The organism is Stenotrophomonas sp. ISL-67 (assembly GCF_018612915.1).
Taxonomy (GTDB): Bacteria; Pseudomonadota; Gammaproteobacteria; order Xanthomonadales; family Xanthomonadaceae; genus Stenotrophomonas.
Window position 1 is genome coordinate 216,795 of sequence record NZ_JAGGRL010000004.1, and the last position, 10,895, is coordinate 227,689.

A 10,895-nucleotide genomic window follows, 5' to 3' on the forward strand; every position below is an offset into this window, starting at 1 on the left:
GGAACGACCGATAACGCATGGCCATCTCCAAGAACACTCCTGCCCTGTTCACCGAAGGGCTGCCTGATCCGCGCCAGCAGCAGTTCCGCATGCGCCGGCTGCAGGTGCACAACTGGGGCACCTTCAACGGCCTGACCGAAGTTCCGATCGCCGAGCGCGGCTTCCTGTTCGTCGGCCGTTCCGGCTCGGGCAAGTCGACCCTGCTCGATGCCATGTCGGCGATGCTGGTGCCGCCGTCGATCGTCGATTTCAATGCGGCGGCGCGCGAAGCCGAACGCAGCGGCCGCGACCGCAACCTGGTGTCCTACGTGCGTGGCGCATGGGCCGACCAGCAGGACCGTGGCACCGGCGAGATCGCGACCCAGTACCTGCGCAAGGGCGCCACCTGGACCGCCGTGGTGCTGGAGTACCGCGCCGGCGATGGTCGCGTGGTCAGCCTGGTACGGCTGTTCTGGATCGCCGGTAACGGTGCGGCCGCCGCCGATGTCCGCAAGCATTACCTCATCGCCGAGCGCCCGTTCGATATCGCCAAGGACCTGGGCGGCTTCGATCTGGACCTGCGCAGGCTCAAGCAGCGCCTGGGCGATGTCCACCATTTCGACAGCTTCACCGGCTACGCCGAGCGGTTCCGCCACCTGCTGGGCATCGACAATGACATGGCGCTGCGCCTGTTGCACAAGACGCAGTCGGCCAAGAACCTGGGCGACCTGAACGTCTTCCTGCGCGATTTCATGCTGGATACGCCCAGGACCTTCGATGCCGCCGAGCGGCTGGTCAGCGATTTCGCCGAACTGGATGGCGCGCACAAGTCGGTAGTCACCGCCCGGCTGCAGGTGGAGACCCTGCTGCCCGCGCGTGCGCTGCATGCCGAACTGAAGGCGATGAACCTGCAGCGGGCCGACGAGGAGACGCTGAAGCTCGGGCTGGACAGTTTCCGCGAATCGCGCCTGCGGCAGTTGCTGGAGAAGCGGCTGCAGGAAATCGATCTGCGCAACCGCGGGCTGCAGGGCGAGGAAACCCAGCGCCGCCAAGCCCTGGCCAACCATGAGGAGCACCTGGCCGAACTGGAGCTGCAGCGGCGCCAGCAGGGCGGCGAGCGCATCGAAGAACTCGAACGCGAACAGGGTCGGGCCCAGGCGGAGCAGGATCGCAGGCAGTCAAAGCGCGGGCAGGCCCGCCAGGCGGCCGACACACTGCAGAGCGAACTTCCCGACGACGCGCATGCCTTCGCTGCGCTGATCGGACGTGCGCAGGGGGAGCTGGACAATCGCCAGCAGGCGGCAGCGGCGCTGGATGACGCCATCGCCGAGCGCCAGGCCGGCAAGCAGGACGATACCCGCCGCTTTGCCGATGTCCGCGCGGAGCTGGAGGCCATGGAGCGCACTCCCTCCAGCATTCCCGCGCCGCTGCAGAAGCTGCGCAGCCGTCTGTCCGAAGAGACTGGCGTGCCCGAGGCCGCGCTACCCTTCGTTGGCGAGCTGATCCAGGTCCACCCGGACCAGGCTGCCTGGCAGGGGGCGATAGAGCGCGTGCTGTTCGGCTTCGCACAGTCGCTGCTGGTGGAAGACAAGCACTACAACGAGGTCAACGCCTGGGTGAATCGTACCCAGCTTGGCATGCGCCTGACCTATTACCGCGTCCGCCGGAACGACGACGCGATTGCACGCTCGCCGTCAGCCCGTTCGTTGCTGCACAAGCTGGAGCTTCGCGACAGCGTGTTCGAGCCGTGGCTGCGCCGCGAACTGGGCAAGCGCTTTGACTATGAGTGTGTCGACGCCAAGCAGCTGCGCGATGTCGAGCGCGGCATTTCGCGCGAAGGGCAGGTCAAGCATCCTGGCGACCGGTTCGAGAAGGATGACCGCAACGCCATTGGTGACCGTCGTCGCTGGCTGCTGGGCTTCAACAACCAGGAAAAGCTGGGCCTGTTCCGCAGGGAAGCGCAGGAACTGGCGCAACGCATTGCCGCATGCGACGAGGACGTTGCGCGGATGCGCGGTCAGCGTGACCTAGACAACGAGCGACGGCTGGCCTGCCACCAGCTGGTGAACGTGGTGTGGGAGGAGGTGGACGTCGCAACGTCCGTCCGGCGCCTGCAGGACATCGAAACCGCACTGCGCGAGCTGCGCGAGGGCAATACTGATCTGGCGCGCCTGGCGCAGCAGATCGACCAGGCCCGCGCGGATATCGCGCAGGCTCGGCGCACCTACGAAGACACCCGCGTCGAACTCATCCAGCTCTCGCGCGAGCGCGACAAGCTCGATGCCCAGCGCCAGCGAAGCCGTGCACTGGTGCTGCCGGCGCTTGGCGCAACCCAGGAAGCCGGGCTTCAGAAGCGCATGGACGTCTTCGGTGGGCTCAGCCTGGAGACGCTCGAAGCGCACATGCGCGAGATCAGCAAGGGCATCAACGAAAGCCTGGCTTCGTCCCAGCAGGACATGCACCGGGTCGAGTCCCAGCTGGTCGCCTGCTTCCGGCGCTTCGCGCAGGCGTGGCCGGAGGAGTCCGGCGACTTCACCGCATCGGTGGCCTCCGCCGAGGATTTCCTGGCCCGTCTGGCCCGGCTGGAACGCGATGGCCTGCCGCAGCACGAGGAACGCTTCTTCGACCTGCTGCAGAACCAGAGCAAGAACGACCTGTTGGCCCTGCAGCGGCACAGTGCCGAAGCGCGCAAGTCGATTGGCCAGCGCCTTGATGAAGTCAATGCATCGCTTGAGCAGGTGCCGTTCAACCGCGGCACGCTGCTGACCATCGAGCTCAGCGACCGGCGCCTGCCGGAGGTGCTCGAGTTCCACCAGCACCTGCGCGAGGTGCTGTCCCACCACCAGACCGAAGAGCGCGACGTCGCCGAGACCCAGTTCGCGGTGCTGCGTGAGCTGGTCAAGCGGCTTGGCTCGCAGGAAGGCGAGGACAAGCGCTGGCGCGAGAACGTGCTCGACGTGCGCCTGCATGTGGAGTTCATTGGTGTCGAGCTGGACGCCGCTACCCGCCAGCAGGTCGAAATCTACCGCAGCGGCGCCGGCAAGTCCGGTGGCCAGCGGCAGAAGCTGGCCACCACCTGCCTGGCCGCGGCGCTGCGCTACCAGCTTGGCGGCGCCGACAGCCAGCTGCCCAGCTACGCCGCCGTCGTGCTTGACGAAGCGTTCGACAAGGCCGACAACGAGTTCACCGCCTTGGCAATGAACATCTTCGAGAACTTCGGTTTCCAGATGGTGGTGGCAACCCCGCTGAAATCGGTGATGACGCTGGAGCCGTTCATTGGCGGCGCCTGCTTCGTCGAAATCAGCGGCCGCCATGACTCCGGCGTACTGTTGATCGAGTACGACGAGGAAGGAAAGCGCCTGAAATTGCCCGAACGCACGTAGTGACACGCCATGCGTGTCCAGTGCAATGAATCGCCAAAGACCCCGAGGACACGCATGGCGTGTCACTACGCCTTGAAGGTATCCCAGGCCATCCGGGCGATCAGCACCACCACCAGGCCTACGAACAGCTTGCGGATGAACGGCGTGCCGCCGCGCAGCGCCAGCCGGGTGCCCACCACCGAGCCGACGATGTTGGCCACGGCCATCGGCACCGCGAACAGCCACAGGATGTTGCCGGTGGGCACGAAGAACGAGATCGCGGCCACGTTGGTGGCCAGGTTCACCACCTTCGAAGCGGCCGAAGCGCGCAGGAAATCCAGCCCGAAGAAGCGCACGAACAGGAAAATCAGGAAACTGCCGGTGCCCGGCCCGAAGAAACCGTCGTAGAAGCCGATCACCGCGCCGATCGCCAATGCGATGGCCAGCTCCCTGCGCCCGATCTCGCGCGGCCGGTGCAGCGCGCCGAAGTCCTTCTTCCACAGCGTATAGCCCAGCATCGCCACCAGCAGTACCAGCACCAGCGGGCGCACCGCATCCTTGGGCAGCAGGCTGACCGCCGTGGCCCCGGCGAACGAGAACACGAAGGCGGTGGCGGCGGCGAAGAGCACGGGCCGCCACGGGAAGCGCACATTGCGCGCGTAGCGGAACGCCGCTGCGGCGGTGCCGAACGTCGAACTGAACTTGTTGGTACCCAACAGCATCGCCGGGGTGTGCTGCGGCAGCACCGTGAACAGCCCGGGCAACTGCACCAGCCCGCCACCCCCCACGGCGGCATCGACCAGACCGGCGATGAAGGCGATCGCCACCAACCACAACAGCTCAGGGGGAACCAGCTCGAACACGGCAGCGCATCACAGCGGAAAGCGCGCCAGCATACGCCTCGAGGCGGCGCCCGGCCACGTCAGCGTATGCCGGTAGCGCCAACCGTTGGTCGGCTGCTCTTCGTTCCGGGGTCATAATGCCCGCATGGCCATTTCAGATCCCTGTCCCTGCGGCCGTCCGCAACCCTACACCACCTGCTGCGCCCGCTTCCATGCCGGCGAAGCCGCGCCCGATGCCGAGGCCTTGATGCGCTCGCGCTACAGCGCGTACGTACTGCAGTTGCCCGATTACCTGCTGGGATCCTGGCACCCGGACACCCGCCCCGAGTCGCTCTCGCTGGACGAACCGGCTGGGCAGCGCACCCGCTGGCTGGGCCTGACCGTGCACGAACACATCACCACCGGCCCCGATCATGCCCAGGTCCGCTTCACCGCGCGCTACAGGATTGGCGGCGGCAGCGCGGTCAAGATGCAGGAACACAGCCGCTTCGTCCGTGTCGATGGCCGCTGGTTCTATCTCGACGCACTGCCCTGACCCCGCCGCATGGGCGAACGCCTTCTGCGGTAACGGCTGGTGCCTATTCAACTTCAACCATGTAACCGGATAGGCACCGCGCCATGACGTGGCGCTCACCGCGGCTGCCCGATCCTCGCTGCAATGAATACCGTCGTCGCCCCACCCCCGTCCGCCGTCGCGGCGCCTGCCACGGCACTCACCGAACGTTATGCACGGGTACGCGCGCGCAGCGTGGCACTGGCCGCACCGCTCAGCGCCGAAGATGCGATGGTGCAGAGCATGCCCGATGCCAGTCCGGCCAAATGGCACCTGGCCCACACCACGTGGTTCTTTGAGCGCTTCGTGCTGGCCACCCAGCCCGGCTACGTGCCGTTCGACGCCGACTGGCACTACCTGTTCAACAGCTATTACCAGAGCATCGGGCCGGCCCATGCGCGGCCGCAGCGCGGCCTGCTGTCGCGGCCATCGCTGGACGAAGTGCTGCGGTTCCGCAGCCTGATCGACCAACGTGTAGTCGCCGCGCTGCGTGCCGACACGCTGGATGAACAGGCCTGCCGGCAGGTGATGCTGGGTCTGCACCACGAGCAGCAGCACCAGGAGCTGCTGCTCACCGACATCAAGCACGCGCTGTGGAGCAACCCGCTGCAACCGGCCTACCGCGACGACCTGCCGCGCAGTACCGGCACCGCCCCGCCGCTGGCGTGGATCCACAGCCCCGAGCAGATCGTCGAGATCGGCGCGCCCGCGTGGCCACGGCACGCAGCCTTCGCCTACGACAACGAATCGCCGGCGCATCGCGTGCTGGTGCCCGCCCATGCCCTGGCCAACCGCCCGGTCAGCAATGCCGAGTTCCGCAGTTTCGTCGAGGCCGGTGGCTACCGCGAGCCCGGCCATTGGATGAGCGAGGGCTGGACCCTGTGCCAGCAGGAACACTGGCAGCATCCGCTGTATTGGGATGACGCACTGGCGCGCGAATTCACCCTGGCTGGCTGGCGCGCGCTCGACCCGGATGCCCCGGTCTGCCACCTCAGCTACTTCGAAGCCGATGCCTACGCCCGCTGGGCCGGTGCACGCCTGCCCACCGAATTCGAATGGGAAACCGCCGCCGCCGGGCGGACGCCACGCGGCAACTTCGCCGACAGCGACCACCTGCATCCCTCCGCCGCGGATCTGGACAGCGCGCAGGACCGCCACGTGCAGCTGTTCGGCGACGTCTGGGAATGGACCAGCAGCGCATACGGCGCCTATCCCGGTTTCCGCACCTTCGAGGGCAACCTCGGCGAATACAACGGCAAGTTCATGTGCGGGCAGTGGGTGCTGCGCGGCGGCAGCTGCGCCACGCCGGCCGACCACATCCGTCCCAGTTACCGCAATTTCTTCGCACCGTCGGCGCGCTGGCAGTTCGCCGGCCTGCGCCTGGCCAAGGATGCCGCATGAGTACCGTCAGTGATGCCTTGGATGCGTTGACCGACCTGCAGCCCGACCGCGCGCGGATCACCGCCGACATCCTGCACGGCCTGTCGCAGCACCCGCGCCAGTTGCCGTCCAAGTACTTCTACGATGCACGCGGCTCGCAGCTGTTCGAACAGATCACCCGCCAGCCCGAGTACTACCCCACGCGCACCGAACTGCAGCTGCTGCAGCAGGTCTGCGCCGATATCGCCCGCGCCGTCGGGCCGCACCTGCACGTGGTTGAACTGGGCAGCGGCAGTGGCCGCAAGACCGGACTGCTGCTGCACGCGCTGACCGATCCGGTGGCGTACACCCCGATCGAGATCTCGCGCGCGGCGTTGCTCGACAGCGTGGCACGGCTGGCCGAGGCGCTGCCGGAGATCGAGATGCTGCCGGTCTGCGCGGACTTCACGCGCCCGGTGGCGCTGCCCGAACCCCAGCGCGAGCCGGCGCGCAGGCTGCTGTTCTTCCCCGGCTCCACGCTCGGCAATTTCGCCCACGACGATGCGGTGGCGCTGCTCGATGCCATGCGCCAGACCATGGGTCCCACCGGATTGGCGCTGATCGGCATCGACCTGCACAAGGACCCGGCGCTGATCGAAGCCGCCTACAACGATGCAGCCGGGGTCACTGCGGCGTTCACCCTCAACCTGCTGCGCCGGCTCAACCGCGAGATCGGCAGCGACTTCGACCTGGACGGCTTTGAGCACCGCGCCCGTTACAGCGTGCCGCGCCTGCGCATTGAAACCGAGCTGGTCAGCCGCTGCGCGCAGCGCGTGCAGGTGGCCGGCCGCGCGTTCGATTTCGCCGACGGTGAGGCCATGACGGTGGAATACAGCCACAAGTACACCGATGCGTCGTTCGGTGCGCTGATCGCCGAAGCCGGCCTGCGCGTGCGCATGCAGTGGAATGCGGAAGCCCCCGCATTCGGCCTGCGGTTGCTGGAACGGGCCTGATCGGCGTGGCTTGCCGCTATGATGCGGTGGTACCTGGCTGCAGGGATTCACGCCAATGAAGTTCACCCCCGTCGGCTTGCTGGGTGCGCTGTGCCTGGCCAGCGCCACGGTTGCCGCCGCGCCACGGGACGATGTTGATCGCTGCCTGGCCGCGTTGCAGCCGCAGGCGCTCAAGCAGGGCGTCAGCGCGACCGGGTTCACCCGGCTTACCGCCGGCCTGACCCCGGATCTCACCGTGCTGCCGCTGTTGGATGCGCAGCCGGAGTTCACCACGCCGCTGTGGGATTACCTGGCCGCACTGGTCGATACCCAGCGCGTCGAAGACGGCCGGGCACGCCTGGGCCAGCACCGCGATCTGCTCGCCAGCGTGTCGGCGCAGTACGGCGTTGATCCGGCCACCATCGTCGCGGTCTGGGGCGTGGAGAGCGATTACGGCCGCGTGTTCGGCAAGCGCCCACTGCTGCAGTCGCTGGCCACGCTGTCCTGCAACGGACGCCGCCAGCCGTTCTTCCGTGGCGAGCTGCTGGCCCTGCTCAAACTGCTCGACGCCGGCGACCTGAGCGCCGATGGCCTGACCGGCTCCTGGGCTGGTGCCTTTGGCCACACCCAGTTCATGCCTTCCACCTATGCCCGCATCGCCGTGGATGGTGATGGCGATGGGCGTCGCGACCTGGTGGCCAGCATCCCCGATGCACTGGCCTCCACCGCCAACTATCTCAAGCAGGCCGGCTGGCGCACCGGCCAGCCTTGGGGCATCGAAGTAAAGGTCCCCGGCGGCTTCAATGCCAGCCTGGCCGGGCGCACCCAGCGCAAGCCGCTCGCGGCCTGGCGTGCATTGGGCATCGCCCCGATCGGTGGTGGTGCGCTCGCGCCTGCGGGCCTGCCTGAGGATGCCAACGCCGCGCTGCTGCTGCCTACCGGCGCCAAGGGCCCGGCCTGGCTGGTGTTCCGCAACTACGACGCGATCTACGCCTACAACGCCGCCGAGAGCTATGCCCTGGCCATCGCCACCCTGGCCGATCGCCTGCGCGGCGGCCCCGGCATCGTCGCTGCCTGGCCCACCGATGACCCCGGCATCGGCCGCACCGAGCGCCGCGAGCTGCAGACCCTGCTGCTCGCACGCGGGCACGACATCGGTGCCGCCGACGGCATGGTCGGCACCGCCACCCGGCGCGCCATCCAGGTTGAACAGCAGGCGCTGGGCTGGCCGGACGCCGATGGCCGTGCCGGCCAACGCATCCTCACCGCGCTGCGCACCGCGCCCCCTCTACCCAAGCCCACCACTGCCATGCCCGACAGCACCGTGTTCTCCCTGCCGCCCAACCATGCCCGCCTCGTACAGTCGCCAGCCGCTCCCGGCGCCGCGCTACCCAAGCTCGATGGGCTGGGCATCGTCGACATCCAGGGCTTCCCGGCATGGAAGGTGGAAACGCCGCTGGCCAGCGCCGCGATCTCCGTGTTCGGCGGCCAGCTGCTCTCTTTCATCCCCAAGGGCGGCCAGGACGTCCTGTGGCTATCGCCCACCGCACAGGCCCTGCCGACCCCGATCCGGGGCGGCAGCCCGGTGTGCTGGCCATACTTCGGCAGGCAGGGGCAGGGCAGTGACGTGCCCTCGCACGGTTTCGTGCGCAACCTGGCGTGGACCCTGCAGAGCGCGCAGCGCGAGGCCGACGGCACCGTGGTGCTGAGCCTGGCCCCGCCGGCGCTGGACACCCTGGACCTGCGCCTGACGATGCAGTTGCGGATCGGCCGCACGCTCGAGCAGCGCCTGGTCACCGAGAACACCGGCCGCCAGCCGGTCACCTTCACCCAGGCCCTGCACAACTACTTCCGGGTCAGCGACGCCATGCAGGTCAGCGTGTCCGGGCTGGATGGCCTGGTCTACCTGGACAAGTTCGAGAACTACGCCACCCCGCGCACCCAGCAGGGCGACTGGTCGCTCAACGACCCGCGCGACCCCGGCCGCAGCGACCGCATCTACACCCAGGCCGGCGGCCGCTACGTGCTGAAGGACCCGGGGCTGAAGCGCAGCATCGAGATCACCACCCAGGGCAGCCGCTCGCTGGTGGCCTGGAACCCGGGCGAAGCCGGGGCCGCCAGGATGGCCGACGTCGGCGCCGGCTGGAAGGACTATGTCTGCCTGGAAGCGGCCAATGCTGGCCCGGATGTAGTCACCCTGGCTCCCGGCGCCCGCCACGTGCTGCAGCAGACTCTGTCAGTAAAGCCCCTGTAACGCCGGGGGCGCGGCGTGGCCGACGGATCGGGTCGGCCACGGTTGGGCGCTCGGCCCCGGTAGTGCCGGCCGTTGGCCGGCTCCACGTACAGCCGGCAACAACCGATCACCCCCCGCTCCGGGATCGCAGCGCCACCAGGCAGATGCCACCGGCGACCAAACCCCAGAACGCCGAGCCGATCCCGGCCAGCGACAGGCCCGAGGCGGTTACCAGGAAGGTGACCAGCGCGGCCTCGCGGTCGCTTTCCTCGCGCAGGGCCATGGCCAGGCTGTTGGCGATGGTGCCGAACAGCGCGATGCCGGCCACGCACGCCACCAGCTCCTTCGGGAACGCGGCGAACACCGCCGCCACCGTGGCACCGAACAGCCCCACCACGATATAGAAGGCACCGGCGGCCACCGCAGCGGTGTAACGGCGTGCCGGATCCTCGTGTGCCTCCCGGCCCATGCAGATGGCTGCCGTGATCGCCGCCAGGTTGAGCCCATAGGCGCCAAAGGGGGCCAGCAGCGTGTTGGCCACGCCAATCCAGCCGATCACCGGGGAAATCGGGGTGTCGTATCCAGAGGCGCGGATCACCGCCACCCCGGGAATGTTCTGCGACGCCATGGTGACCACGAACAACGGCAGGGCGATGCCGAACACCGCCGGCCACGACAGGGTGGGCCAAGTGAACACCGGCGCTGCCAGTTCCAGCCGCAGCTGCTCGGCATGCAGCAGGCCCTGTGCGGCGGCAACGCCCACGCCAACCAGCAGGGTGGCAATCACCGCATAGCGGGGGAACAGGCGTCGTCCCACCAGCCACGTGGCGAACATCGCCAGCGCCATGCCCAGCTGCGTGCCCATGGAGACGAACACATCCAGCCCGAAGCGCAGTAGCACGCCGGCCAGCATGCCGGCGGCCAATGCCATCGGCACGCGGCGCATCACCTTGGCGAACACACCCGAGAAGCCGGCCAGCATGCCCAGTACCGCCGCAAGCACGAAGGCACCGATGGCATCGCTGTAGGTCACAACGCCCGTACCCACCACCAGCATGGCGGCGCCCGGGGTCGACCATGCGGTCACCACCGGCACGCGGTAGCGCAACGACAGGCCGATGCAGGTCACGCCCATGCCAAGGCCCAGCGCCCACATCCACGACGCGATCTGCGCCTGCGTTGCACCAACGGCCTGTGCGGCCTGGAACACGATCACTGCGGAACTCGCAAAGCCCACCAACACGGTAATGAAGCCTGCCACCACCGCAGGCAACGACAGATCGCGCAACAACGAACGCTTGGCAACCGCAGACATGACGCATGCTTCCCTGACGACAAGAACCTGCATTGTTGGCAGCCCTGCGCAGCACGCGCAACGCGCGTGCTGCGCATTCGCGCACGGCGTGTCTACACAAGCGGTAGGTACCGACCGTTGGTCGGTACGCTGTTGAAAAAATCGCTTGACGAATTTTGAGAAGTCTTTAGTATTCGCTCCCTCGCTGCGACGCGGTCTTCACCCCGGTGAACACCAAGCCAAAGCGGCGGCAACATCCCTCGAAAGAAGGTGTTGACGGA

At 67.8% G+C, this 10,895-nt stretch carries 7 protein-coding genes; 5 read left to right on the forward strand and 2 right to left on the reverse strand.

Annotated features, from left to right (window positions below):
* Nucleotides 1-17 precede the first annotated feature (17 nt).
* On the forward strand, nucleotides 18-3,362 hold the full coding sequence (locus J7J08_RS06855; protein WP_214903046.1) for an SbcC/MukB-like Walker B domain-containing protein: 3,345 nt from the start codon (nucleotides 18-20) through the stop codon (nucleotides 3,360-3,362).
* A 65-nt stretch (nucleotides 3,363-3,427) separates the two neighbouring features.
* Here the strand turns inward: J7J08_RS06855 and J7J08_RS06860 are convergent, their stop codons facing one another.
* Nucleotides 3,428-4,204, reverse strand: coding sequence for a TSUP family transporter (locus tag J7J08_RS06860; protein WP_214903049.1), 777 nt, complete (start codon nucleotides 4,202-4,204; stop codon nucleotides 3,428-3,430).
* A 124-nt stretch (nucleotides 4,205-4,328) separates the two neighbouring features.
* Here J7J08_RS06860 and J7J08_RS06865 point away from each other — a divergent pair, with 124 nt between their 5' ends.
* The 4 genes from J7J08_RS06865 (at nucleotide 4,329) to J7J08_RS06880 (ending at nucleotide 9,341) form a co-directional block, all read left to right on the forward strand.
* Nucleotides 4,329-4,718, forward strand: coding sequence for a YchJ family metal-binding protein (locus J7J08_RS06865; RefSeq protein ID WP_214903052.1), 390 nt, complete (start codon nucleotides 4,329-4,331; stop codon nucleotides 4,716-4,718).
* Between the two features lie 123 nt (nucleotides 4,719-4,841).
* Nucleotides 4,842-6,137, forward strand: a complete 1,296-nt coding sequence (gene egtB / locus J7J08_RS06870) for an ergothioneine biosynthesis protein EgtB (protein ID WP_214903055.1) — start codon at nucleotides 4,842-4,844, stop codon at nucleotides 6,135-6,137.
* Nucleotides 6,134-7,108 (forward strand): L-histidine N(alpha)-methyltransferase, encoded by a 975-nt coding sequence (gene egtD, locus J7J08_RS06875; RefSeq protein WP_214903058.1) that lies wholly within the window; start codon nucleotides 6,134-6,136, stop codon nucleotides 7,106-7,108. The genes egtB and egtD overlap by 4 nt, the downstream gene beginning before the upstream one ends.
* Before the next feature lie 55 nt (nucleotides 7,109-7,163).
* On the forward strand, nucleotides 7,164-9,341 hold the full coding sequence (locus tag J7J08_RS06880) for a lytic murein transglycosylase (protein WP_214903061.1): 2,178 nt from the start codon (nucleotides 7,164-7,166) through the stop codon (nucleotides 9,339-9,341).
* Between the two features lie 106 nt (nucleotides 9,342-9,447).
* Here the strand turns inward: J7J08_RS06880 and J7J08_RS06885 are convergent, their stop codons facing one another.
* Nucleotides 9,448-10,635 (reverse strand): benzoate/H(+) symporter BenE family transporter, encoded by a 1,188-nt coding sequence (locus J7J08_RS06885; protein WP_214903064.1) that lies wholly within the window; start codon nucleotides 10,633-10,635, stop codon nucleotides 9,448-9,450.
* Nucleotides 10,636-10,895: the final 260 nt, after the last annotated feature.